Genomic DNA, 24822 nt, shown 5'->3' with positions numbered 1-24822 from the left:
TCGGTGGCGCCTGTCTGCGGCGCGCGAACGAGAAGATCGTTGCTGAGCGCGTCCGCGTCGGCAATCGGCGGGGCTATCCGCTCGGCGGCGCCTGTCTGCGGTGCGCGAACGAGGAGATCGTCGCTGGTCGTCGCTGACACCTGAAGCTCGTGGCGCGAATCCGATCTGCGACGATCCCCCCGTGGACTACCCGAACGACCAGGCCCCCGGCGCCCCCGTCCGCTCCGGCATCCCGGAGCACGGCCGTATCCCGAAGTACTACGCGGTGAAGGCGCACATCGCCCTGCTGATCGAGGAGTTGGGTGAGGGGGGCCTCCTTCCCACCGAGCGTGATCTCGCGGAGAAGTACGAGGTCGCCCGCGAGACCGTGCGGCAGGCGCTGCGCGAGCTGCTGCTCGAAGGGAAGCTGCGGCGGCAGGGGCGCGGCACGGTCGTCGCCGGGCCCAAGCTGGAGCAGCCGCTGTCGCTGGCCAGTTACACCGAGGGCGTACGGCGGCAGGGGCGCACCCCGGGCCGTACGCTCATCAGCCTCGACCGCTTTCCCTGCCCGGAGGCGCTCGCCGCCGAGGCCGGGCTCACGCGCGGCGAACCCGTCTGGCACATGGAGCGCGTCCTGCTCGCGGACGACGAGCGGGTGGGGCTGGAGAGCACGTACGTCGCCGTGGCCCGCGTGCCGCATCTCGACCGCGACTTCACGCCCGACTCGTCCTTCTACGCCTACCTCCACGACCGGCTCGGCATCGCGTTCGGCGACGCGGACGAGCGGATCGAGACCGTGCTGGCGACCCCGCGCGAGGCGCTGCTCATCGGTACGCCGCCCGCGTTGCCGATGCTGTTGATCCACCGGGTCTCGCGGGACACGGAGGGGCGGCCGCTGGAGCGGGTGCGGACGCTGTACCGGGGGGATCGCTTCTCCTTCACGGCGCACCTCGGCCACCACCCCGGCGGTTGATTCCAGCCACACTCGGGCGGGCTCCGGCCCGCCCCTTTTTATAACGACAAGATAACGGGTCTAGCCCAAACGTGATGGGCAGTTCACCATCTGGTTGCTGACCGGACCCTTCCGATTCCCCCGTCCCAAGGAGCGTTGCCGCCGTGAGAGTGATAGTCGTCGGAGCCGGTGTGGTGGGCACCCTGCATGCGTGGCATGCGGTGGAGCGCGGCCACGAGGTCGTGCAGATCGAGCGTGAGGCGGAGGCCCGCGGGGCCTCGCTGCGCAACTTCGGGCAGATCTGGGTGAGTGGTCGCGCCGGAGGGGAGGAGCTTGAAACCGCCCTGCGGGCGCGGGAGTTGTGGGAGACGATCGGCGCCCGTGTGCCGGGGCTCGGCTTTCGCGCCAACGGGTCGCTGACACCCGTGCGGGGTGCCCTCGAAGTCGGCGTCGCCGAGGCCGCCTTGGCCCGGCCGGACGCTGCCGCGCGCGGCTACAAGCTGCTGACGGCGGACGAGGCACGCGCCGTGAATCCGGCGCTGCGGGGTGCGTTCGACGCCGCCCTGTACTGCGAGCGCGACGCGGCCGTCGAGCCTCGTACCGCTCAACTCGCCCTCCGAGAGCAGCTGTTGAAGTCCCCGGGCTATACCTTCCTGCCGGGACGCGAGGTCCGTGACGTCGTCGGCGAGCGTGCCGTCCGTGACGATCACGGAGAGGTGCACGACGGAGACGTCGTCGTGTTGTGCACGGGCGCCTGGCTCGGCGGTCTCGTACGGGAGCTGGCGGGGCCCGACCTGCCCGTGCGGCGCGTACGGCTGCAGATGATGCAGACCGATCCGCTCGGCGAACCGCTCACGACCTCGGTCGCCGACGCGGACAGCTTCCGCTACTACCCCGCGTACCGAAGCCCCGCCCTCGACGAACTCGACGCGCGCCGGCCGCAGTCCGCGACCGCCGCCGCGCACCGGATGCAGCTGCTCATGGTGCAGCGCGCGGACGGTGGGCTGACCATCGGCGACACCCACGAGTACGAGCACCCCTTCGCCTTCGACACCCTCGAAGACCCCTACGACCACCTCACCGAGGTCGTCGAGTCCTTCCTCGGGCGGCCGCTGCCGAAGATCCGGCGCCGTTGGGCCGGGGTGTACGCGCAGTGCGTGGACCCGAGCCGGGTCGTGCACCGGCAGCGGGTGCGCGACGGGGTGTGGCTGGTCACCGGGCCCGGCGGGCGCGGGATGACCTGCTCACCCGCCATTGCCGAGACAACCGCCAACGAGCTGGGATGGTGACCGAGTTGAACCGCATACGACTTGTCGTCCTCGACATGGCCGGGACCACCGTCGCCGACGGCGGGCTCGTCGAGCAGGCCTTCGCCGTGGCCGCCGGGGAGCTGGGCGTCGAGCCCGGGTCCGCCGATCACGCCGAGAAACTCGACTACGTCCGGGCCACCATGGGCGAGTCCAAGATCTCCGTCTTCCGGCATCTGTTCGGGGAGGAGGAGCTCGCCCAGCGGGCCAACTCCGCCTTCGAGAAGGCGTACGGGGAACTCGTCGACGGCGGGCGGATCGCGCCCATCGCCGGGGCGCGCGAGGCGATCGAGGAGCTCGTGGAAGCGGGGCGGACGGTCGTGCTCACCACCGGGTTCGCCCGGGTCACCCAGGACGCCATCCTCGACGCCCTCGACTGGCGCGAGCTGGTGCCGCTCACGCTGTGCCCGGCCGACGCGGGGGGCCGGGGGCGGCCGTACCCCGACATGGTGCTGGAGGCCTTTCTGCGGACCAAGGCCGCTGAGGGCGTCCAGCAGGTCGCCGTCGTGGGCGACACCTCGTACGACATGGTCAGCGGTGTACGGGCCGGGGCCGGGGTCGTCGCCGGGGTGCTGACCGGGGCGCATGACGACCGGGCGCTGCGCGCCGCCGGGGCCGGGCAGGTGCTCGGCTCCGTGGTCGCACTGCCCGCCCTGCTCGACGGACACGACCAGCTTGGCGGACACGGTCAGCTCGACGGGGCCGACCTGCTCGACGGAGACGATCAGCTTGGCGGAGACGGCCAGCTTGGCGGACACGATCAGTTCGGCGGACCCGGCCAGGTCGACGGAGCCGGGCGATGAGCAGCGGTATCCGCTTCGACCGGGTGTCCGTCGCGTACGGCGGGACCACCGTGCTCGACTCGCTCGACCTCACCGTCGAGCCCGGCGAGGTGATGGCGCTGCTCGGGCCCTCCGGGTCCGGGAAGACGACCGCGCTGCGGGCCGTCGCCGGGTTCGTGCGGCCCGTCTCCGGGCGGGTGTTCCTCGGCGGGCGGGATGTCACCGACGAGCCGCCGTACCGGCGCGGAGTCGGGATGGTGGTGCAGCAGTACGCGCTCTTCCCGCACATGCGGGTCGCGGAGAACGTGGCCTTCGGCCTCAAGGCGCAGAAGGCCGCCAGGGCCGACATCCCCGGGCGGGTCGCCGAGGCGCTGGAGATGACCGGGATGGCGGAGTACGCGCGACGGTATCCGCGCGAGCTGTCCGGCGGGCAGCAGCAGCGGGTCGCCATCGCGCGGGCCCTCGCCATCCGGCCCGGCGTACTGCTCCTCGACGAGCCGCTGTCCGCGCTGGACGCGCAGCTGCGGTCCGGAATGCTGGCCGAACTCGCCCGGCTGCACCGGGAGTTGCCCGACGTGTCGATCCTGTACGTCACCCATGACCAGGTCGAGGCGCTCACCCTGGCGGACCGGATAGCCGTCATGGACAAGGCGCGGCTGCGGGACTGTGGAACTCCGCGGGAGCTGTACCGCGCGCCGCGGAACGAGTTCCGCCCTCCCGTACGCCGCCGGCCTGGTCACCAAGGCCCCGCACGCGGAGAACGGCAAGAAGCTCCTCGACTTCATGCTCTCCGCCAAGGCCCAGCAGCAGGTCAGCGAGATCGGCGGCGGCTTCTCCGCCCGCAAGGACGTCAAGGCCACCGACGCGAACGCCAACGCCCTGACCAAGCTCATGGACGGCGTCGAGATCTTCGAGCCGGACTGGGCCGACATCGACACGAACCTGACGTCGTACGTCGAGGCCTGGAAGGAAGCCACCGGCAGCTGATGCCTCGACCTCACCGGCACCACGGCCCGCTCCCGCGGCGGGCCCTGGTGCCGTGGCGGTCACACGAGGTCGACAAGGTCCGCGATGGAGTCCACGACCTTGGTCGGCCGGTAGGGGTAGCGATCGACGTCGGATTTGGCCGTCAGTCCGGTGAGCACGAGGAAGGTCTCCATGCCGGCCTCCAGTCCGGCCAGTACGTCCGTGTCCATGCGGTCGCCGATCATGGCGCTGGTCTCCGAGTGCGCTCCGATGGTGTTCAGCGCGGTCCGCATCATCAGCGGATTCGGCTTGCCCACGAAGTACGGCTCCTTGCCGGTCGCCTTGGTGATCAGCGCGGCGACGGATCCGGTCGCCGGGAGGACGCCCTCGGCGGAGGGCCCGGTGTTGTCAGGGTTGGTGGCGATGAAGCGGGCACCGTTGTTGATCAATCGGATGGCCTTGGTCAGAGCCTCGAACGAATAAGTCCGGGTTTCACCCAAAATCACGAAGTCGGGGTCGGAGTCAGTCAGCACGTAACCGGCGTCGTGCAGTGCCGTGGTCAGGCCGGCCTCGCCGATCACGTAGGCGGTGCCGCCGGGATGCTGGTTGTCCAGGAAGCTGGCGGTGGCCAGGGCAGAGGTCCAGATGTTCTCCACCGGCACCTCGAGACCGATCCGGTTCAGCCGGGCGTGGAGGTCACGTGCGGTGTAGATCGAGTTGTTCGTGAGGACCAGGAACGGACGACCCGACTCACGGAGCTTCTTGATGAAGGCGTCCGCGCCGGGCACCGGGACCCCCTCGTGCATCAGCACCCCGTCCATGTCGGTGAGCCACGATTCGATGGGCTTGCGCTCTGTCATGGGTGCGGACTCCTGCCCTGTCTGCCTACGGGGTGACCATGGTATTCACTCATCAGGGTGAAGGCCGTCGGCTGGACCAGGGTCGCACTCCAAGACCAGCGCGATGATCGGCGACCGCATGGACACCGACGTACCAGCGCATGGACACCGACGTACCGGCGCAAGGATGCCGACGTGCCGCCGCGTGGACAAGGACGTGCCGACCGGTCTTGAGGCCGAACCCTGCGCGTCCGAACCACGCGCGTCCAAACCATGCGCGTTCAGACCATTCACAACTCGTACGGAGCAGCCGCGCCCCTCTGAAGATGCGTCCGGCCGCCGCGCGGGGGAGTCTCCTGGTATCTGGAGGTTCACGATGTGCTCATTGCGACTCACTCTCTGTGCCGGGGCGGTGGTCGCGGCCGCGTGCACACCCCTCGCGTACGCGGCTGACGCGGGCGTCTCCGTCACGCCGACGTCCCCGGCCCCCGGCAGCGACATCCAGCTGCGGGCGACGGGCTGCACGGGCGCGGCGGGCACCGCGAAGTCGGCTGCCTTCGTCGCGGACGCGCAGCTCACCGGCCAGGGCAGCGGCGTGCTCGTCGGCGAGACGCGCGTGCCCACCTCGCTCACGCCCGGCACGTACGACATCAAGGTCAGCTGCGATGGCAACGACGGCAAGGCCAAGGGCACGGTCACTGTCGTACCGCAAGGCGGTGCGCGTACGTCCGTGCCCGCCTCGCCGGTCGCGCCCGTGCACGCGGGCGGCGGCGGCACCGCGCACTTCGCCTCGGTGGACGCCCGGGCGACCGGCCCCGGTACCAAGCAGGCGGTGATCGGCCTCGTCCTCGCGAGTGTGGCCGCGGTGGCTGTGGCGGTCCGCAGTACACGCCGGGGCCGCGACAGCCGGGACTGACGTGAGCGACATGTCCGAACGGGAGTGTTCCGCTGGTACCGGGCGTCTGCTGACGGGTATCGCCTGGGTGGTGCTGCTGCTCGGGCTGTGGCTGTGGGGCCGCGAGGTGACCGACGTACGGCAGGGCATAGCGGCGCCGACCACGGGGGACATCGCGGCCGTCGGACGGCCCCCGGAGGTGCGGCTGCCGCCCGCGCTGAAGCCGCTAGGAAACGCGCGGCCGCAGCGCATCGACATCCCGTCGATGGGGGTGCAGGCGCCGGTCGTGGCCCGTGGCCTCGACGCGAAGGGCGCGATCGATCCGCCGCCGTTCGACCAGCCGGGCGTGGTCGGCTGGTACGCCGCCGGGGTGAAACCCGGGGCGGCCGGGACCGCGCTGTTCGTGGGGCACGTCGACACCGAGACCCGGCCCGCGGTCTTCTACAAGCTCAGCGCGGTACGGCCCGGCGAGACGGTCCGGGTGATCCGCGACGACGGGACGATCGCCGAGTTCACCGTGGACGACGTCCAGGTGTTCTCGCGTGACGACTTCGACGCCCAACAGGCGTACGGCGTCCGCCACTCGGGGCGGGCCGAGCTGCGGCTCATCACCTGCGGCGGCACGTTCGACCGGGCGAGCCGCACCTATACGGCGAACGTGGTCGTGTCGGCGTATCTCACGGGAACCGGCCTCTGAGGCGCACCGGAAGCGGGGCGTGAGCCGTGCGCGAGCCGTGTGAGCCGTAGGTGGACCGCACCGGGCCCGGTCGACGGCCCGCTCCCCCCGAGACCGCCGACCGGGCTGGTCCTCGACCGCGCGCGCACGGGCTGCGGGAGTAACCCGGCGAGCGGCGCGGGAGGTTCTGGGGCCGTCCGTGGGGGGTGGGCGGACGGCGTAACCGGCCAGGGGCTGGGGCCGTTTGAGGCCAACTGTAGAACGGATGAGCATTCTGGCCTAGAGGGTGTTTGACGCCAAGTCGACAGTCGGTGGCTCTGTGTCATCCACACTGGTAGGGGGTGCTTTATTCAAGCCTTTGGGAAGACCGCGGCGGTCCGCCGCTCAGATCGTCCCGGTCCACCGAGCCGTCGATCACGCCCGTCGCGACCTCGTCGAGCGGCAGCCGGTGCCGGCGCGCGTACTGGCGTAGCGCCATGAAGGCCTGATCGACGCCCGTGCCCCAGCGCTCCGCGAGCATGCCCTTCGCCTGTTCGATGCGGACGCGGCTGGAGAGGGCCATCTGCAGCTGCTCGGCCAGCGTGCGGTACTCCGCGTACACCCGGTGGTTCTGCAGTCCGACGGACGCCGCGTCGGCGAGGACCTGGGCGAGCCGCACGCTCCAGTGGCCCTCGGGTGGCGCGTCGTGCTCGGGGAGGGTGGGCACGAAGACGTTGAGCGCGCCGAGCAGGGTCTCGCGGCGGCGCAGCGGGACCGCGAAGGTCGCGACGATGTCGTGCCGCAGCGCCCGCTCGGTGAAGTCGGGCCAGCGGGAGGCGGCATGGGCGACGCTGATCGAGACGGGCGGGACGGGCCGTCCCGTGCCGTAGCTGTCGATGCAGGGACCGCCGTGGTGCTGGACGGTCAACAGGTCGAGTGCGACGTCCTGTTGGCGACTGCTCACCGCGAGCGACACCGCCTCGCCACCGTTGATCAGCATGATCCCGGCGGCCCGCGCGCCGAGGATCTCCACGCAGTGATCGGACAGGCGCTCCAGATAGCGCCTGGCGTCGAAACCGTCGGACAGCGTGTCCGAGGCCTCCAACAGGGCCGCTGCCAGGAGCGTTTCCCGGGTGCTCAGGTGCATGTGCCCTACCCCGATTCTTTTGCTCCCCCGTACCCCGGCGGTCCCGTCCAGCCGCGCCTACCCGTGGCCCCGGGGCTGTAACAGCTCTCCGACAAGGGTCGGGCGACCTCGTGGGCGGCGCGAGACGTATGTCAGGATTGAGACTTAGGACGGTGCACCCAAGGGGGACCCAAGGGGGAGTTGGATGTACGGCACGAGGGGGGCCGGGGCACGGGCGTCCGTTGCAGTGGCGGGGGCGGCACTGCTGCTCGCGGGGTGTTTCTCCTCCGGGGGCGACAGCGACAAGGGCGACGGCTCCGGTTCCAAGGTCACACAGCAGCCCAAGAATTCGGACCCGTTCTGGGTCAATCCGGAGGGGAACGCGGCCGAGCAGGTCGCCTCCTATGTGAAGGCGGGCAAGGATGACGACGCCGAGCAGATCCGCAAGATAGCCGAGCAGCCGACCGGGGAGTGGATCGGCCCGGAGAACCCGGAGGCGGAGGCGCGCGGCTTCACCGAGGCCGCGGAGAAGGCGGACCGGGATGCGATCCTGGTCCTGTACAACATCCCGCACCGCGACTGCGGGCAGTTCTCGCAGGGCGGCGCCGCGGACGGCAACGCCTACCGGGCCTGGATCGACGGGATCGCCAAGGGCATCGAGGACCGCCCCGCCACGGTGATCCTGGAACCGGACGCGATCCTGCACCTGGTGAACCAGTGCACCCCGGACGAGTTCCACGAGGAGCGCTACGACCTCCTCAAGGGCGCCATCACCAAGCTCAAGTCCCTGAAGAACACCAAGGTGTACCTGGACGCGGGCAATGCCGGCTGGGGCCACCCCGACCAGATCTTCCAGCCGCTCCAGTGGGCGGGCATCGACCAGGCCGACGGCTTCTCCGTCAACGTCTCCAACTTCTACTCGACCAAGGACTCCATCGCGTACGGCAAGCAGCTGTCCGTGAAGGTGGGCAACAAGCCCTTCGTGATCGACACCAGCCGCAACGGCAACGGCCCCTACACGGGCGGCAAGGCCGACGAGAACTGGTGCAATCCGCCGGGCCGCGCGCTGGGCGAGGCCCCGACGACCAAGACCGCCGACCCGCTCGTCGACGCCTACCTCTGGGTCAAGCGGCCCGGCGAGTCGGACGGCACGTGCAAGGGCGGGCCGAAGGCGGGCCAGTGGTGGCCGGAGTACGCGCTGAAGCTGGCCAAGGCCTCCGAGTAGTGGTGCGTACGTGACTGGGGGCGCCCTCCGCCGCACAAGCGGAGGGCGCCCCCAGTCACGTAACTCTCAAAGAATCACGGCACCTTGACCCACTGCGCCTTGCTCGGCGTCCCCTGATCGTCCGTCACGAACAGCATGTACCAGCCGGATTCGACGAGGTTCCGGTTCTTCGGCACCGTCACCGTGATCCCGGTCTTCGTCTTCTTGAAGTCCAGCGCGATGGACTTCTGGTCGACGTCGGTGACGTGGGTGGACGCGCTCGGCCGGATCAGCCGGGCCGTCTTGATGGACGACGCGTGCTGCGAGGTGAACGTCGCCGAGGCGCCCCGGGCGATCGTCTTCGGGCCGCCGGAGAGCGAGGGCCGTGCGTCGCGGAAGAGGTACGGCGGCGTGTAGATCTCGATGCGCTGCTCGAACGTGGCGGGCTTGGTGTTGGCCTTGTCCGCGTAGAGCGAGTTGGAGCCGAAGAACATCACGCGGCCGTCGGGCAGCAGGATCGAGCCCGAGTGGTAGTTGCGGCCCACCAGCGGATCGGCGACCCGGTCGAAGGTGTTCGACTTCGGGTGGTAGATCCGTGCCTGGAGGATGTTGGAGTCGCCGCGGCCGCGGTAGTCCTCGGAGCCGCCGGACACCAGGACGGTGTCGTCGGGCAGGATCGAGGACTGCGGGTAGCGGGTGCCCTTGTCCAGCTCGGGCCCGTCCACGAAGTGCGGGTTGTCCGCCTTCAGGTCGATGAGCCGGGTCTTCTTGCTGGACAGCTTGGACTCGCCGACCCCGCCGCCGCCGATCACCATGTACTTCTCGTCCTGCGCGGGCGGCAGCAGTACCGTGCCGGACGTCTCCATCATGTTCGGGTCGCTGAGGCCCTTGAGCTTGGTGAACTTGTTGCTGGCCAGGTCCCAGACGCCGGGGTCGCGGCCCACGTCGTCGGGGCCGTAACCGGCGTTCGAGCCCGAGTAGAAGAGCTTGCCGTTCTGCATCAGGGAGATCGCCGGATAGGTCGGGAACTGCCGGATGCCCTTGGTGTAGGTCCACTTCTTGGTCTTCGGGTCGAAGACCTCGTTCTTGCCCGGGACCAGCTGGCCGATCTCGTCCAGGCCGGACAACGACAGGATCTTGCCGTCGGACAGCGTGGTGAGCGTCGGGTACCAGCGGGCCTCGTTCATCGGGTCGACCTTGATGTACCTCTCGGCGACCGGATCGAACTCGTACGCGTCCCGGATGCCCTGGAAGTCCTTCTTGTCCAGGGCGAGCTTCTGCGCGATGCCGTACGTGTTGCGGGCGTCCGTGCCGGTCAGGCCCTGGACGCGGTAGTTGTCCTGGGTACCGGTCTCGTACTTCTGGCCGCTCTTCTGCGCCTCGACGTAGATACGGCCGAGGCCCGGGTCGTTGCGCAGGAACTCGCGGGTCGCCGGGTCGAAGACCTTCTTGGCGCGCGGGACGAGCACCGGGTCCTTGGAGACGAACGTCTTGCCGTTCTTCTTGCCGGTGAACTTGGTGCCCGCGGGCAGCGTGATCGGCTTGTCCGGGTTCTCGTTGTGGACGACCATCAGGCCGCCGGCCTTGGTGACGTCACCCTTGAGCGTCTCGTACCGCTTGGTGCCGCCGGCGATCAGCAGATTGCCGTTGGCGAGCTGGGTGTGTCCTGTGCAGAACAGGTCGGCCGGCGTCGGGATCTTCTTGATGGTGCCCTTGACCGGGTCCCAGATCCGCGTGTCGAACTTCTTCGCGTCGAAGTTGTCCTGATTGTTGCCCGAACCCGCGATCAGCAGGACCTTGCCGGTGTGCAGCAGGGCCGCGTGGATCGTGTTGAGGCGGTATTCCTTGGGGAAATCGATGATGTCCCAGTGACCGTTGGCGGCTTTGTACTCCGGCTTGTTGATCGTGTACTGGTGGTACTTGTCCGTCCCGAAGCGATACAGCCACGGCCCGTTCATCCCGGCCAGAGCGAGCACCACCACGCCGGTTATCGCGAGGCGGCGGGCACGGCGGCGGCGGGCACCGTCCTTCACTTCATACCCCTTTTAATGATCAATTTGGCTGTACCTAACGGGCTTTTCCGGCTGGGGGTCTGGGGGCCTGCGGCGGAGCCGCTCATGGGTTCAGCCCCCAGATGAATGCGGCCTTCCCCCAAGGGTGATCTGCATGGTCTGGTCGTTGCTGCCCTGTGCGGCGGCCCACGTCGGCTTGTGCTGCGGCGCGTGCGGGGCGTGCTGCTCCTGCTGCGGCACGGAGGCCTGCGGAGGAAGGGCGGCTGCTTCGGGCGGCGCCGCCGGCTTCTTCCGGTCCTGGCGCATGGACCAGCGCCAGGCGAAGATCGGCGAGGCGGTGATCAGCAGGGCGAACGACGCCCAGGTGATCATCGCCGGGTGGGAGTGCCCGAGCAGGAAACCGGCGGTGATCGAGCCGGCGAAGACCAGAATGAAGAACAGGTGGATCCGGAAGGTCCCGAACAGCGTGTCGGGGCTCGCCGAATCGCCCTTGGGCGTCACCACGAACTTGCTCTTGCGGCGCAGCACGGCGTCCATCAGGGACCGGGCGTAGATGGGCGCGGAAAGCGCGGACATCATCATGCCGGCCACGCCGCCGGAGCCCTCCGGCTCGTGCGGGGAGACGTTGTGCCGGCGGTTCCAGATGTACAGGCCGATCTGCAGCGCGGACGCGTTGCCGTACAGCATCAGCCAGACCGTCGGGTCGATGTTCACACCCGATGCGCCCAGGCCCAGGAACAGCGCGCAACTCAGCGCCGCGAGGATCCAGTTCAGGGCGGACATCGGGTAGAAGATGATCATCATCGTGTAGTTGAAGAGCTTGCCCGGCGGCAGCGAGAACCAGCCCTTCCAGTACTGCTTGAGGATCGTCTCGTACGTCCCCCGGGACCAGCGCAGCTGCTGGGTGAAGAAGTCCGTCCAGGCGTTCGGGCCCTCGCCGACCGCGAGCACGTCCGGGGTGTAGACCGAGCGCCACTTCTTGCCCGTGGCCGGGTTCTTGTGGCGGTGGATCTCGAAGCCGGTCGCCATGTCCTCGGTGATCGAGTCGTACAGACCGCCGATCTGCTTCAGCGCCTTGATGCGTACGGCGTTGGAGGTGCCCACGAACATCGGCGCGCCGTAGGCGTTGCCGGCGCGCTGGATCAGCGCGTGGAAGAGGAACTGCTGGGATTCGGCGGCCTTGGTGATGGGGTTGTCGTAGTTGCCGTACACCTGCGGGCCGATGACGAAGCCGACGTCCGGGTCGCGGAAGAAGCCGAGCATCCGCTCCAGGTAGTTGGGCAGCGGCACATGGTCGGTGTCGACCGAGGCGAAGTAGTCGTAGTCGTCGCCGTGGGCTTCCAGCCAGGCGTTGTAATTGCCGTGCTTGGTCTTGGCGCGGTGCGGGCCCTTGGCCTGGTTCCACTTCGCGACGCCCTTGCGGGAGAAGTGGTGCACGCCCAGACGCGCGCACACCTCCTTGACCTCCGGGTCGTCGCCCTCATCCAGCAGCCAGACGTGCAGAAGGCCCCGGTGGCGCAGCTTGACGGCCGCCTCCAGGGTCTTCGTCACCATGGCGAGGGGCTCCTTGCCGGGCACGAAGGAGGTGAGGAAGGCCACTCTGGTGCCGGTCTCGGGCACCACCGGGATGGGGTCGCGGGCGACCAGGGTCGCGTGCGCGTTCGACAGCACGTTCATGCAGCGGAAGAACTCGATCAGACCGATCGAGACGAGCATCACGATGTCGAGCGCCGGCAGGAAGTCGTAGGCCGGATACTCCCGTTCGGTCCAGTGCTCGGGCTGGAGCAGCCAGCCGAGCAGGATCAGCGAGAGCAGCGGTGCGGCGCCCAGCATGAGGGCGGCCCTGATGCGGTGCGGCTCCTGCGACAGCAGTGAGCGGTACTGCACTTTGTACGGCTTGCCCGGGTCCGGCTGGGTGAGGGGGCCGGCGAGTCGGCTGTAGTGCTCGTAGTCGTATCTCGGCAGGCTCTTCTTGATCCTGCGGAAGCCACCGGTCCGGTGCGATGGCACGCGGAGCTGGGTCGTCTCTGACGGGTCGAAGTTCTGCCGGGCGCCCGTCGGCGTCGACGTCATGAGTCCATCCCCCCGCACGCACGGTCGGTGCGTGTTCGTCGGTTCCTGTCGCCCGCTCGGGTCCCCCTCGACCGTCCCGGGCGCATCACTGGCAGGCCAGCGTCACCACATCATCCACACCATATAGACATGGAACGACGACCTTCCGGTTGCATGATGCCCCCCTCGACATCGATTCATGAACGGGGCCCCCAACCCCCCATGGCAGCAACCGCTTGCCCCCAACTGCCAGATATCGACAGTCCCTTGAAGCCCAGGGTTCTACGCCGTTCAGCATGATCGCAAGATGCGAAACGCGGTGTTAACCGGTCATACGCGCTCATTGGGACGTGTGTACGACGTTGGGGCCGATGCGCACCGGCCGTGGTGCCGGCGCGCACCCGGCCGTGGTGCCGGTACGGCGAAGGGGCCCCCGCTGCTGCGAGGGCCCCTTCGGTCGGTGCGCCGCCAGGGACTCGAACCCCGGACCCGCTGATTAAGAGTCAGCTGCTCTAACCAACTGAGCTAGCGGCGCCCGCTGACCCGAGAACTCTACCCGACCGGGAGGGGTGCTCCCGACCACCGAGGAGGGCTCCCGACCAGGTCGGAGGGGTCCCGGACCAGGGCGAAGAGGTCCCCGTACATCATTCGGACCGTCAACATGCGACACCGGAGGACAGTTGAGAAACTGACGACTGTGCAGAACTGCGGACATTTCCACCTGGAGTGTGAGGGGATTCGCATGGAGACTCCGGTATTCGAGGAATTCGATCCCGCGAGCGACTGCGACTGCCCCGGATGCGTTCACTGGCGACGCGTCATGCCGTATTCCTCACTTTCGGGGCCCTTCGGCCATCCGGCGGCCCTCCCCCAAGCTCTCGGCTTCGCTCGAGCAGGGGGTACCCCCATGGCGCTCGTCCTCGCCGCGGCGGCGGGCACCGTCCTCGGCGCGGGCCAGTCGATGCCGGCGGTCGCGGCCGCGCACGGACCCGCCCAGCCGGGCGTTCCCGCAGGTGACGAGCCCGACACCCCGCAGGGCGGCAAGGCCCCGCTGCACGGCCCCGGGGGGAAACCGTCGAGCCACGGGAAGCCGGGGGCCGGGGTCAAGATGCCCAGGACCACCCGGGCCGCGATCATCAAGCGGGCCAAGACATGGGTCGCCGCGCAGGTGCCGTACAGCTTGTACGCCTACTGGTCGGACGGCTACCGGCAGGACTGCTCCGGCTTTGTCTCGATGGCCTGGAACCTGCCGGGAAACGAATGGACGGGCAGCCTGAGCGGCTACGGCGTGCGGATTTCCCGCGATCAGCTGCAACCCGGCGACATTCTTCTCTTCCACAATCCGGCGGACCCCGAGAACGGCTCGCACGTCGTCATCTTCGGCGGCTGGGCGGACTACACGCACACCTATTACCTCGCGTACGAGCAGACCCGCCCGCACACCCGGAAACAGGCCACCCCGTACGCCTACTGGAGCAACTCGGACCGCTATGTGGCGTACCGCTACAAAGGGCTGACCGAGGGCACGAGCGGCGCGAGCGCGTCCTCGCCGGACGTGAAGACCACCCGCTACCCGGGGGCCGCGTACGTCGGTCCCGGCGCGAACAGCGCCTACGTCACCCAGTTGGGCCGTCTCCTCGTGGACCGGGGCGCGGGCCGCTTCTACGCCTCGGGCCCGGGGCCGCGCTGGTCGGACGCGGACCGGCGGGCCACCCAGGCGTTCCAGCGGGCGCAGGGCTGGACCGGGGCGGACGCGGACGGGGTGCCGGGGCCCGAGACGTGGTCGTACCTGGTGGGGAAGAAAGGGAAGGACATTCCGGGCGCGGGTGGCCCGGCGGCGGGCAGCCCGGGGTCGAAGGGGTCCAGCGCGCCGGGTGCCTCCTCGCACGGGGTGCCCAGCTATCCGGGGCGCGCGATGTTCCGGCCGGGCGCGCACAACGAATACGTCACCCGGCTCGGAAAGCAGCTGGTCAAGAAGGGGTTCGGCAAGTACTACACGACGGAACCCGGGCCGCGCTGGGGCGAGGCGGACCGGCGCAACGTCGAGGCGTTCCAGCGGTCCCAGGGCTGGCGCGGCGGCGCGGCGGACGGTTGTCCGGGGCCGGAGACGTGGCGACGGCTCTTCTCCTGAGCCCATCCCGGATTCCGGATTCAGGGTTCCGGGATCCGATTTCTGAGCTCTGAATTCCGAGCTCTGAGTTATGAGTTCTTACGAATCTTCCAGGCGCGGAGGCATGGAGGCACGTATGAGTACGACGACTTCACACACCCCGGAGTCCGAAGGGGCAGGGGCAGGGGCAGGGGCAGAGGCAGAGGCAGGGGTATCGGCATCGGCATCGGAGGGCGGCGGTACGCGGTCCGCTCGGCTCATCCAGAACGAGGCGACCACCGAGATCCCCGTCCATCTGCTCTTCCGCGATGACCCCGAGCCCGTCTCGGTGCCGCTCGCGCCCGCCGTCGTCGGCCGGCGGCGCGGCACCGGCGAGCAGCCGCGGATCCGGCGGCCCGCACCCGGCAGGGTCCCGCGCCCGGTGCCGGAGGTCGATCCCGAACTGGTGGAGCACCCCGCCCGGGTGCTGCCCGGAGTGGCGGGAGTGCTGGCCGGGGCCTGTGGTGTGGCCGGATGTGTGCTCACCTCGTGGTGGGCGGGCGTGCTGCCCCCTCCGGTCCTGGCGGCACTGGAGGTTCCGGGGGCGCCGGTCGCCGGGCTCGGGCCCGCGCAGTGGGCGGCGTACGCCGGGTCCGGGGCGCTCGGCCTGTTCGGCTTCAGCGGTCTCGCCCGCGGCCGGACCGGACGGGCCTGGGTGCTCGGCCTGTTCGGGCGCTACCGCGGCACGGTCCGGCGCACCGGGCTGATGTGGGTCAACCCGTTCATGCTGCGCCGCCGGGTCGATGTACGCCTGCGGCACTGGCGCAGTGAGCCGATGTCCGTGGTCGACGCGAACGGGGTCGCGCTGCGGGTGGTCGTGCTCGTCGTCTGGCGCATCAAGGACACCGCGCGCGCCACGCTCGGGGTCGAGGACCACCAGACGTATCTGCGGGAGTGTGTGGAGGCGGCGCTCTCGCGGGTGCTCTCGCAACTGCCGGCCGAGGTGCCGCCCGCGGTCGTCAAGGACGTGACGCTGCGCAACACGGACGCGGTCGGCGAGGCGCTGACGCGGCTGGTCGCGGCCGACACGGCGCCGGTCGGGCTCGAGGTGTTCTCGGCGCAGCCGACCCGGATCGAGTACGCGCCCGAGGTGGCCGCCGTGATGCAGCGCCGGCGGATCGCGGCGCTGGACGCCCAGCACCGGGACACCGTGCTGAGCTCGGTCGTCGACTCGGTCGAGGACACGGTGACGCGGCTGACCATGCGGGGGCTCGTCGAGCTGGACGACTACGAGCGCAAGGCGTTGGTGAAGGACCTGACGGTGGCGTTCTATACGGGGCGCAAACCGGACGGGGCGTGAGAGGCGCGCTACCGGAATGCCGCTCCGCGATGGGTATGGACACGCCTTTTGATATGGACACAGCCAACTACCCGCAATAATCTGGGACTTGGTCTAGACCTGAACGTCGCGCGCACAGCTCACGAGAACTTCCCCCACGTCCTCCAGGAGCGGCAGTATGCGCAAAGCCAAGTTCTACGCGGCCGCGCTCGGCCTCGTCACCGTGGGCACCTTCGTGCTCTCGACCGGCGGTGCCAGCGCCCACGGCTATACCGACCAGCCCCTCAGCCGGCAGAAGATGTGTGCCGCCAACGGCGGCACCGTCGCCAACTGCGGTGACATCCAGTGGGAGCCGCAGAGCGTCGAGGGCCCGAAGGGCTTCCCCGCGGCCGGTCCCGCCGACGGCCGGATCTGTTCCGCGAACCACACCAACTTCAGCCAGCTCGACCAGCCCAAGACCCCTTCGGGCACGGCCTGGCCGACGACCAGGGTCACGAGCGGCCAGAGCTACAGCTTCCGCTGGCAGTTCACGGCCGTGCACGCCACGACCGACTTCAAGTACTTCATCACCAAGGCCGGCTGGAACCAGAACCACGCGCTGACCCGCGCGGACCTGGAGACCACCCCGTTCCTGACGGTCCCCTACAACGGGCAGCGCCCGCCGTCCACGTTCTCGCACACCGGCACGCTGCCGACCGGCAGGAGCGGACACCACGTCATCCTCGGCGTGTGGACGATCGCCGACACGGCGAACGCGTTCTACTCGTGCGCGGACGTCACGTTCTGAGCCGCACACTTCTGAGCCTCCCTTGAGGCGCGGGCGCGTCCGGCGCGGGTATGTTCCCCGCACGTCGACATGACCATGACGGCGTGCGGGGAGCAAGTGCCGACCATCGGGGGACCGAGATGGATGTCTTCTTCTACGCCGTGCCCGGACTGATCATGGCCGTGGCGATCTTCATGGCGGTCAAGGTGATCCGCCGCTCGCTGGAGCTGCGGAGTGCCTGGAACAGCGGGCTGACCGCCGAGGCGCGCTGTCTGCGCTCGTACACCACGACCAGCGGCGGCGGTGGCGACAGCTCCGTCACCACGACGCTGCATCACGTCTACGAGTACACGACGCGCGACGGCCGCCCGGTCCGCTTCGAGGAGGCGAACGGCCCCTCGACCGTCGTCGAGGGCGACATCGTCACCGTGCACTACGCGGCCGAGCGCCCCGAGAAGGCCACCGCGCACGCGCCGAGCCCGGTCAAGGCCGCCGCGAGCACCATCGGCTTCCTGATGTTCTTCGGCGTGATCATCGCGTTCTGCGTCGGCTTCATGGTCACGTACCACGAGGTCTTCGCGACGAACGACGCGTTCGTCGGCGGGATCTAGTCCGTACGGCGGGTACCGCGCACGCCGCCACTCTCCTCATCTGACGGTACGTCAATTATCGTGCGGCCCCATGGGGTCCATGAGGCGCACCGTCGCGGAGCTCGTACAGGAACGGTGGGGCGACCACCGCCCCGGGCTGTGGTTCGAGGGGCGGGTGCTGAGCCACCACCGGGTGGCGGCGGGCGCGGCGGCGCGGGCGGCGCTGCTCGCCGACCTGCTGCCGCCCGGCGCCGAACCGCACGTCGGGGTGCTGCTCGACAACACCCCCGAGTATCCGATGTGGTTGAGCGCGGCCACCCTCGCCGGTGCCGCCGTCGCCGGGATCAATCCGACCCGGCGCGGCCCCGAACTGGCCCGCGACATCCTGCACACCGAGTGCCGCGTCCTGATCACCGAGCGGGCCCATCTGCCCCTCCTCGACGGCCTCGAACTCCCCGGCGTACGTGTCCTGGTGACCGACACGGACGCCTACGCCGACCTCCTCACGTCGTACGAGGGCGCGAAGCCGGACGCGTCGGCGGCGACCCCCGACGCGCGCCTCCTCCTCTACTTCACCTCCGGTTCGACCGGCGCCCCCAAGGCCGCGATCTGCACCCAGGGCAGGCTCGCCGCCGCCGGGCAGTCGCTCGTCGACCATTTCGGGGTGCGCCCGGACGACACGCACTACATCTGCATGCCGATGTTCCACGGCAACGCGGTGATCGCCGACTGGGCGCCCGCGCTGGCGGCGGGCGCGACGGTCGCGCTGCGGCGGCGGTTCTCCGCGTCGGGGTTCCTCGCCGACGTACGGGCCAGCGGGGCCACGTACTTCACCTACGTCGGCCGAGCGGTGCAGTACCTGCTGGCCACGCCCGCCCGCCCCGACGACCGCGACAACCCGCTGCGGATGGGCTTCGGCACGGAGGCCGGCGCGGTCGACGCGGCCGCCTTCGAGGAGCGCTTCGGGGTGCGCCTGGTGGAGGGGTACGGCTCCTCGGAGGGCGGCGCGGCCATCCAGCGGGCGCCCGGCACCCCGGCCGGGGCGATCGGACGGGCCGCGCCCGGCGACGACCTCGCGGTGGTCGACCCGGCCACGCGCCGCGAGTGCCCGCCCGCCGACTTCACCGAGGACGGCCGCCTCCTCAACGGGGTGGACGCCATAGGGGAGTTGGTGAACCGCGGCCGCAACCCCTTCGAGGGCTACTGGCGCAACCCGGCCGCCGACGCCGCCCGGCGGCGCGACGGCTGGTACTGGACCGGTGACCTCTTCTACCGCGACGCCGACGGGTTCCTGTACTTCGCGGGCCGCACCGACGACCGCCTCCGCGTCGACAGCGAGAACCTCGCCGCCGCGATGATCGAGAACATCCTCGCCCGGTACGCGGACGCCGCCGCCGTGGCGGTGTACGCGGTGCCGGATCCCGTGGCCGGGGACCAGGTGATGGCGACGCTGGCCCTGAAGACGGAGGTCTCCTTCGATCCGCTGTCCTTCGGCGAATTCCTGCTGTCCCAGCCCGACTTGGGGACCAAGATGGCGCCCCGCTTCGTGCGGATCGTGGAGCGGATGCCCGTCACCGCCACCAACAAGATCCACCGGGTGGGGCTGCGGCGGGAGGGCTTCCGGTGCCCGGATCCGGTGTGGTGGCGGCCACCGGGGGAGTGCGCGTACCGGAGGCTGGGGGAGGCCGACGTCGAGGGGCTGCTGGCCGAGTACCGGGCCAGGGGCCGGGAGGAGCTGCTCGCGAGGTAGGGCTGGGCCTACCTCCACCGCGCCCGCTGCTCGTATGGTCCGGGGCGCCGGGCGCCGCCTACCGTGGCCATGGTCGCCGGGTTCGCCTCGTCCGGCGTGGTGGCGCCGTGGCTGGGCTTCACCGCCGCGTTCCTGGTGGACGCGGTGAGCTTCCTCGCGTGCGCGGGAGCGGTGGCCTGGCTGCCGGGGGTGACGCGGACGGCCGAGCCGATCGCCGATGGTGAACCCGGAGAGCGGAAGGGCGTGTTTGGGACGGCGACGGCGCTGACCGCCGTGCCCGTGCTCGGGCTGATGGTGTGTCTGCGAGGGATCGACGCGCTCGGCTCCTCCTCGCACAACGCGGCCCTGCCCGTCTATTCGAGCGCGCTGGACCCGGACGATCCGGCGGCGTTCGTCAGCCGTTTCTGGCTGTTCTGGGCGCTGGGCAACGCACTGGCGCAGCAGGTCCTCCAGCGCTGGACCAAACGCACCGGCCGGTCCGTCGGAGCGCTCGGCTTCGGCCTGGGCACCGTGGTCATGTCGTCCGCGTTTATCCTCGGCTTCGACAGGTTCCCGATGGCGGCGCCGATCGGGAGCGCGCCGGCCGCGGGCGCGGCGGACGGGCTCACCGAGGTGTCGTACACCTCGCATCTGCAGACCCTGCCGGAGACCCTGCGCGGCCATGCCTTCGGCCTGTCGGCCACCGTCGAGAACCTCGGCTTCGGGCTCGGCATGATCGCCGTGTCGGCGGCCCTCGAATCGTTCTCGGCGCTCACCGTCGTGGCCTGGTCCCACAGGGTAGCCATCGTCGTCGCGGGGATCTACCTGCTGCGGTTGTACGCCCTCCGGGGAGCCGACGCGGAGGGGGCGAGTGGTGCGTCCATCGATCGTCGGGACGGCGCTGGGGTTTCCGGGAGCTGACACGCCCGGCGCGTACTGGCGGGACATCCGGGCCGACCCGGAGGACCGCTGCCGTCTGGCGAACATGTACGGCATCACGGAGACCACGGTCCACACGACCGCGACGACGGTCACCCGGCGCGAGGCCCTGGCAGCCTCCCGCTCGGTGGGCCGCCCGCAGCCCGGCCGGGAGGAGATCCTCGGCGTCCCCGTCCGCCCCGACGAGCACTTCTTCGAGCTCGGCGGGAACTCCCTCTGCGCCCTCCGCCTCGGCACCGCCCTGCGCGCCCGCGGCCTGCCCCCGCTGCGGCTGCTGACACGACTCCGACGGTCCGCGCCCTGTCGGACGTACGGGGACATGCGTGAAGGCCCCCCACTGCTGTGGAGGGCCTTCACCAAGGTGCGCCGCCAGGGACTCGAACCCCGGACCCGCTGATTAAGAGTCAGCTGCTCTAACCAACTGAGCTAGCGGCGCATGACTCCCGCCTCCCGCTCTCGCGGTCGGCGACATAAGAAATACTACCTGGTCCGGAGGGGTGCTCCTGACCACCCGCGGTGTCCTAGATCGCGAGGGACAGGAGGACCGGCGTCGCCCCACGGTTCAGCGTGTCCGCGGCCTGGCGGAGCCGGTGGGCGTGCTCGACCGGCAGGGACAGGGCGAGGCAGCCGACGGAGGAGCCCGCCGTGATGGGGACGGCGGCGCAGACCGTGCCGACCGCGTATTCCTGGAGGTCGAGCACCGGCACGGTGGGCGGCTGGGCCTCCAGGCGGGACAGCAGGAGCCGCTCGCTGGTGATGGTGCGCGAGGTGAGGCGGGCCATCTTGTGGCGGGCGAGGTGGTCGCGGCGGCCGTTGTGGTCGAGCTGGCCGAGCAGGCTCTTGCCGGCCGCGCTGGCGTGGGCGGCGGAGCGGAAGTCGACCCACTCGTTGACCGCGGGGGTCGAGGGGCTCGCGGCGCACTGGGTGACGTGCACCTCACCGTCGATGTAGCGGCTGATGTAGATCGCGGCGCCGACCGAGTCACGCAGCCGGTCGATGGTCTGCTGGAGTTTCTCGCGCAGCGCCTGGTCGCGGCCGTGCGCGGACCCGAGCCGGCTGAGGGCCGCCCCGGTCACGTACGCACCGTCGGCGATCTGCTCGACGTAGCCCTCCCGGCGCAGCATCCGCAGGAGCGTGGTCAGGCGCTCCGTGCCGAGGCGGGTCTGGCGGGCGAGTTCGGCGTCGGTGACGCCGGTGGAGTGCCGCGACACTGTCTCCAGGACGCGGAGGGCGTCCTGGGCCGAGTGGTACGGCGCGGTCGGCTCGTGCATCAGCGCCACGGTTTCCCCCTGCGCTTCATGGGCCCGGCTCAAACAAGACACAGCCCGGGGTACCGGGCTCCCTCCACGATAACCATCAAAGAGCGTGCTGTGAGCGTCCGTTGACGAGATTCATGGCGCGTTCCACTCCTCTCAACAGCGGCGCGCCACCGTGGCATATGCCAAAGTCATGGCGCACAGGGCATGCCACACGGGCCGGGCCTCGCACCTTGCCGGCCCGGCCCGCATGCACGCGTCGTAGTCAAAGAACCGCGCTGAGGAATTCCCGGGTCCTGTCGTGCTCGGGATCACTGAAGATCTTCTCCGGTGAGCCGGCCTCGATGACGCGGCCGGAATCGAACATCAGGACCTGGTCGGAGATGTCCCTGGCGAAATTCATCTCGTGGGTCACACAGAGCATCGTGATGTCGGTGGTGCGGGCGATGTCACGGAGGACGTCGAGGACACCCGCGACCAGCTCGGGGTCGAGCGCGGACGTCACCTCGTCGAGGAGCAGCACCTGCGGCCGCATCGCCAGCGCCCGGGCGATGGCCACCCGCTGCTGCTGACCGCCGGACAGCCGGCTCGGGCGCTCGTCGCACTTGTCGGCGAGGCCCACCAGGTCGAGCAGTTCGCGGGCCCGTGCCTCGGCCTCGTCCTTGGACAGGCCGAGGACGGTGACGGGTGCCTCGGTGATGTTCCTGAGCACGCTCATGTTCGGGAACAGGTTGAACTGCTGGAAGACCATTCCGATCTTCTTGCGGACCTCCCGGATCTGCTTCTCGTCCGCCGGGAAGAGCCGGTCCCCGGCGACTGTGATCGTCCCCTCGTCCGGCTGGGCCAGGGTCATCAGCAGCCGCAGGATCGTCGTCTTGCCCGAGCCGGACGGGCCGATCAGTGTGACGTGCTTGCCGGAGTCGACGCGGAAGTCGAGCCCGTCGAGCACGGTGTTGTCCCCGAAGCGCTTGGTGACCTTGTCGAAACGGATCAGCTCGGCACCGTCCACCGGGGGATTGGCGTGCAGGTCTTTCACGGGATTGGTGTCAGCGGACAAGACGTCGCTCCAGGGCTCGCAGAAGGAGGGAAGCCGGATAGGAAATGAGGATGAAGGCCACACCGATGACCGTGAGCGGCTCGGTGAACTGGAAGTGCTGCTGGCTGTACAGCCGCGCCTCACCGAGCATGTCCAGCACGGTGATCGCCATCAGCATCGGGGTGTCCTTGAGCATCGCGATGACGTAGTTGCCGAGCGCGGGCACCACGCGGCGGATCGCCTGCGGCAGGATCACCGCGCTCCAGGTGCGCCGCACGGGCAGGCTGAGCGCCGTGGCCGCTTCCCACTGGCCGGCGGGCACCGCCTCGATGCCGGCCCGGTAGACCTGCATCGTGTACGTCGAGTAGTGCAGCCCGATCGCGACGACACCGGTGGTCAGCGCGGAGAACGTGATGTTCCACTCGGGCAGCACGTAGAAGAGGAAGAACAGCTGCACCAGCAGCGGGGTGTTCCTGATGAACTCGGTGGCGACCCCGATCGGCCAGCGCACCCACCGCGTCGGCGTCCGCATCAGCAGCGCCCACACCAGCCCGAGGGCGAACGAGATCAGCGAACCGAGGGCCAGCGCCTGCAGGGTGACCAGCAGCCCGTCCCAGAAATGCGGCATGAAGTCACCGACGGCGCTCCAGTCCCACTTCATGCGGCACCTCCGCTCGCGGCTCCCACGCCGGTCGTTTGCGCGCGCTTGAGCTCACGCGCCGCCGACTCCGTCCCGGGGTCCTTGCCGAGCCCGGCCTTCAGTCGCTTCTCCAGACCGCGCATCAGCCGCGTGAGCAGGAAGGCGATGACGAAGTAGATGAGCAGGACGTACGTGTAGATCTCCGCGCTCTGCTGCAGCGCGAGCCGCACCAGATTGCCGCTGAACGCCAGATCGCCCATGCCCATGATGGAGACCAGCGCCGTGCCCTTGAGCAGCTCGATCAGCAGGTTGCAGAACGAGGGGATCATCTCGGGCACCGCCTGCGGCAGCAGGATCAGCCGCATCCGCTGCCAGGGCGTGAAGCTGAGCGCGATGCCGCCCTCGCGCTGCGCCGGGTCGACCGCGTTCAGGGCGCCGCGCACGATCTCGGCGCCGTACGCCCCGTACGTCAGGCCCAGCGCCAGCGTGCCCGCCCACATCGGGACGAGCTGCCAGCCGAAGGCGAGCGGCAGCACGAAGTACACCCAGAAGATCATGATCAGCGCGGAGGTGCCGCGGAACACCTCGGTGTAGCAGCCCGCGAGGAAGCGGACGATCCACCGCCGCGAGGTGCGCGCGATACCGATCGCGAAGGAGACGGCACCGGCCAACAGGGCGCTGAAGAACAGTAGTTGGAGGGTGGTCCAGACCCCTTTGAGGACGAGTTCCCAGAGTCCCGAAGTCATTCGCGGCACAGCTCCTTCGCGGTCATGTCGGTCATCTCGGCCCGGGTGAAGCCGAACGGCCGCAGGATGCGGAACAGTTCGCCGCTGGCCTTCAGCTTCCTGAGCTCCGCGTTGAAGGCGTCCCGCAGCTTCGTCTCGGGTGAGCGGAACGCGAAGCCGCCCCCGTCGACGTGCGGTTTCCCCTTCACCAGGGGCGCGAAGGGCTTGGTGCTCTCGGCCTTGCGGGACTTCTTGACCACCTCGCGCGCGGTGAGCGCGGTCCCCGCGAAGACGTCGGCGCGCCCCGCCTCGACGGCGTTCAGCCCGGCCACCTGATCCGGCACGATCAGGATGTCGCTCTCCTTGTACCCGGCTTCGACGGCGTACTGGATCTCGGCGTACCCCGTGCCGGTGGCGAACTTGGCCTTCTTCTCGACGACGTCCTTGTAGTCGTGCAGCCCCTTCGGATTGCCCTTGCGCACGATGAACGCGTCCAGCATCTGATAGTCCGGGTCCGCGAAGATGACCTGCTCACAGCGCTCGGGGTTGATGTACATCCCGGCGGACACGACGTCGAACTGCTGCGAGTTGAGCCCGGGAATGAGCGAGCCGAACTCGGTCGGGACCGGCTGGACGCGATCGACCCCCAGCCGCTTGAAGACGACCTTCGCGAGCTCGGGCGCCTCCCCGGTCAGCTCGCCGTTCTTGTCGATGTAGCCGAAGGGGATCTCACCCGCGATACCGAGCCGCACGACGCCCTGCGCCTTCAGCCGTTCGAGCAGATCACCGCCGTCCGTACCGGCCGCCGTGGCGACGCGGCTGCAGCCCGCGGCGCCCAGTGCGCCGACGGCACCGAGCGCGGAGGCGCCGGCGAGCAGCGACCGCCGGGCCGGACCTCGTTTCTTTGCGTCGTTCCCAAGTGGTGGAGCCATGGGCGCGCGGCT

General features: G+C 69.7%; 21 protein-coding genes, 2 tRNA genes and 3 pseudogenes. 15 read left to right on the top strand and 11 right to left on the bottom strand.

Annotation, left to right across the window (positions count from 1 at the left end; genetic code table 11):
- Positions 1 to 181: 181 nt before the first annotated feature.
- From ACFY0T_RS16310 to ACFY0T_RS16290, 5 genes and pseudogenes are all read left to right on the top strand, one after another.
- Positions 182 to 952, top strand: coding sequence for a GntR family transcriptional regulator (locus ACFY0T_RS16310; protein ID WP_388870009.1), 771 nt, complete (start codon positions 182 to 184; stop codon positions 950 to 952).
- Between the two features lie 143 nt (positions 953 to 1095).
- Entirely contained in the window at positions 1096 to 2220 is a 1125-nt protein-coding gene (locus ACFY0T_RS16305) for a TIGR03364 family FAD-dependent oxidoreductase (protein ID WP_388870006.1), read from the top strand.
- Positions 2214 to 2903, top strand: a pseudogene (locus ACFY0T_RS16300) (HAD family hydrolase); the annotation flags it as partial. The gene ACFY0T_RS16305 and the pseudogene ACFY0T_RS16300, both read left to right, overlap by 7 nt.
- Positions 2904 to 3037: 134 nt before the next feature.
- Positions 3038 to 3730, top strand: a pseudogene (locus tag ACFY0T_RS16295) (ABC transporter ATP-binding protein); the annotation flags it as partial.
- Positions 3723 to 4007 (top strand): annotated as a pseudogene (locus ACFY0T_RS16290) (2-aminoethylphosphonate ABC transporter substrate-binding protein); the annotation flags it as partial. The pseudogenes ACFY0T_RS16295 and ACFY0T_RS16290, both read left to right, overlap by 8 nt.
- 59 nt (positions 4008 to 4066) lie before the next feature.
- On the opposite strand, the gene ACFY0T_RS16285 reads toward ACFY0T_RS16290, so the two are convergent.
- Complete coding sequence (locus ACFY0T_RS16285; RefSeq protein ID WP_388870003.1) at positions 4067 to 4846, bottom strand: HAD-IIA family hydrolase; 780 nt, start codon at positions 4844 to 4846, stop codon at positions 4067 to 4069.
- Between the two features lie 355 nt (positions 4847 to 5201).
- On the opposite strand from ACFY0T_RS16285, the gene ACFY0T_RS16280 reads away from it, so the two are divergent.
- Together ACFY0T_RS16280 and ACFY0T_RS16275 are read left to right on the top strand one after the other, a co-directional pair.
- A complete protein-coding gene (locus ACFY0T_RS16280; RefSeq protein ID WP_388870000.1) occupies positions 5202 to 5741 on the top strand; it encodes a hypothetical protein in 540 nt (179 codons plus the stop codon).
- A 10-nt stretch (positions 5742 to 5751) separates the two neighbouring features.
- Positions 5752 to 6417, top strand: coding sequence for a class F sortase (locus ACFY0T_RS16275; RefSeq protein ID WP_388869997.1), 666 nt, complete (start codon positions 5752 to 5754; stop codon positions 6415 to 6417).
- A 325-nt stretch (positions 6418 to 6742) separates the two neighbouring features.
- On the opposite strand, the gene ACFY0T_RS16270 is transcribed toward ACFY0T_RS16275, so the two are convergent.
- On the bottom strand, positions 6743 to 7522 hold the full coding sequence (locus ACFY0T_RS16270) for a GAF and ANTAR domain-containing protein (RefSeq protein ID WP_388869994.1): 780 nt from the start codon (positions 7520 to 7522) through the stop codon (positions 6743 to 6745).
- Positions 7523 to 7706: 184 nt separating this feature from the next.
- Between ACFY0T_RS16270 and ACFY0T_RS16265 the strand changes: the two genes are divergently transcribed.
- Positions 7707 to 8726, top strand: coding sequence for a glycoside hydrolase family 6 protein (locus ACFY0T_RS16265; RefSeq protein ID WP_388869992.1), 1020 nt, complete (start codon positions 7707 to 7709; stop codon positions 8724 to 8726).
- A 74-nt stretch (positions 8727 to 8800) separates the two neighbouring features.
- On the opposite strand, the gene ACFY0T_RS16260 is transcribed toward ACFY0T_RS16265, so the two are convergent.
- From ACFY0T_RS16260 to ACFY0T_RS16250, 3 genes are all read right to left on the bottom strand, one after another.
- The gene (locus ACFY0T_RS16260; protein ID WP_388869989.1) at positions 8801 to 10738 is read right to left on the bottom strand and encodes a galactose oxidase-like domain-containing protein; all 1938 of its coding nucleotides are present in this window, start codon (positions 10736 to 10738) and stop codon (positions 8801 to 8803) included.
- Positions 10739 to 10828: 90 nt separating this feature from the next.
- Complete coding sequence (locus tag ACFY0T_RS16255; protein WP_388869986.1) at positions 10829 to 12790, bottom strand: glycosyltransferase family 2 protein; 1962 nt, start codon at positions 12788 to 12790, stop codon at positions 10829 to 10831.
- Positions 12791 to 13230: 440 nt separating this feature from the next.
- Positions 13231 to 13304, bottom strand: a tRNA-Lys gene (locus tag ACFY0T_RS16250).
- Positions 13305 to 13511: 207 nt separating this feature from the next.
- Here ACFY0T_RS16250 and ACFY0T_RS16245 point away from each other — a divergent pair.
- The 7 genes from ACFY0T_RS16245 to ACFY0T_RS16215 all read left to right on the top strand — a co-directional run bounded on the left by ACFY0T_RS16245 (position 13512) and on the right by ACFY0T_RS16215 (position 20618).
- On the top strand, positions 13512 to 14900 hold the full coding sequence (locus ACFY0T_RS16245) for a peptidoglycan-binding protein (RefSeq protein ID WP_388869983.1): 1389 nt from the start codon (positions 13512 to 13514) through the stop codon (positions 14898 to 14900).
- 115 nt (positions 14901 to 15015) lie between these two features.
- On the top strand, positions 15016 to 16218 hold the full coding sequence (locus ACFY0T_RS16240) for an SPFH domain-containing protein (RefSeq protein ID WP_388869980.1): 1203 nt from the start codon (positions 15016 to 15018) through the stop codon (positions 16216 to 16218).
- 157 nt (positions 16219 to 16375) lie between these two features.
- Positions 16376 to 16984 (top strand): lytic polysaccharide monooxygenase, encoded by a 609-nt coding sequence (locus ACFY0T_RS16235; protein WP_388869977.1) that lies wholly within the window; start codon positions 16376 to 16378, stop codon positions 16982 to 16984.
- An 83-nt stretch (positions 16985 to 17067) separates the two neighbouring features.
- Positions 17068 to 17574: a DUF3592 domain-containing protein gene (locus ACFY0T_RS16230; RefSeq protein ID WP_388869975.1), complete on the top strand. Its 507-nt coding sequence runs from the start codon at positions 17068 to 17070 to the stop codon at positions 17572 to 17574.
- A 70-nt stretch (positions 17575 to 17644) separates the two neighbouring features.
- Entirely contained in the window at positions 17645 to 19303 is a 1659-nt protein-coding gene (locus tag ACFY0T_RS16225) for a long-chain-fatty-acid--CoA ligase (protein WP_388869972.1), read from the top strand.
- 69 nt (positions 19304 to 19372) lie between these two features.
- Complete coding sequence (locus tag ACFY0T_RS16220; protein WP_388870519.1) at positions 19373 to 20203, top strand: MFS transporter; 831 nt, start codon at positions 19373 to 19375, stop codon at positions 20201 to 20203.
- Between the two features lie 145 nt (positions 20204 to 20348).
- Positions 20349 to 20618, top strand: coding sequence for an acyl carrier protein (locus tag ACFY0T_RS16215; protein WP_388870516.1), 270 nt, complete (start codon positions 20349 to 20351; stop codon positions 20616 to 20618).
- Here ACFY0T_RS16215 and ACFY0T_RS16210 read toward each other — a convergent pair.
- The 6 genes from ACFY0T_RS16210 to ehuB all read right to left on the bottom strand — a co-directional run bounded on the left by ACFY0T_RS16210 (position 20584) and on the right by ehuB (position 24810).
- A tRNA-Lys gene (locus tag ACFY0T_RS16210) sits at positions 20584 to 20657 on the bottom strand. The two genes, ACFY0T_RS16215 and ACFY0T_RS16210, sit on opposite strands and share 35 nt — an antisense overlap.
- An 85-nt stretch (positions 20658 to 20742) precedes the next feature.
- The gene (locus tag ACFY0T_RS16205) at positions 20743 to 21501 is read right to left on the bottom strand and encodes an IclR family transcriptional regulator (protein WP_388869969.1); all 759 of its coding nucleotides are present in this window, start codon (positions 21499 to 21501) and stop codon (positions 20743 to 20745) included.
- Between the two features lie 241 nt (positions 21502 to 21742).
- On the bottom strand, positions 21743 to 22534 hold the full coding sequence (gene ehuA / locus ACFY0T_RS16200) for an ectoine/hydroxyectoine ABC transporter ATP-binding protein EhuA (RefSeq protein WP_388869966.1): 792 nt from the start codon (positions 22532 to 22534) through the stop codon (positions 21743 to 21745).
- Positions 22524 to 23174, bottom strand: coding sequence for an ectoine/hydroxyectoine ABC transporter permease subunit EhuD (ehuD, locus tag ACFY0T_RS16195; protein WP_388869963.1), 651 nt, complete (start codon positions 23172 to 23174; stop codon positions 22524 to 22526). Before ehuD ends, ehuA begins: the two co-directional genes overlap by 11 nt.
- A complete protein-coding gene (gene ehuC, locus ACFY0T_RS16190) occupies positions 23171 to 23899 on the bottom strand; it encodes an ectoine/hydroxyectoine ABC transporter permease subunit EhuC (protein WP_388869961.1) in 729 nt (242 codons plus the stop codon). Before ehuC ends, ehuD begins: the two co-directional genes overlap by 4 nt.
- A complete protein-coding gene (ehuB, locus tag ACFY0T_RS16185; protein WP_388869958.1) occupies positions 23896 to 24810 on the bottom strand; it encodes an ectoine/hydroxyectoine ABC transporter substrate-binding protein EhuB in 915 nt (304 codons plus the stop codon). The genes ehuC and ehuB overlap by 4 nt, the downstream gene beginning before the upstream one ends.
- Between the last annotated feature and the right edge of the window lie 12 nt (positions 24811 to 24822).

This window comes from Streptomyces sp. NPDC001530, from assembly GCF_042894545.1.
Taxonomy (GTDB): Bacteria; Actinomycetota; Actinomycetes; order Streptomycetales; family Streptomycetaceae; genus Streptomyces.
Note: the sequence above shows the minus strand (reverse complement) of the source record. Positions and strands in the feature narration are given on the sequence as shown.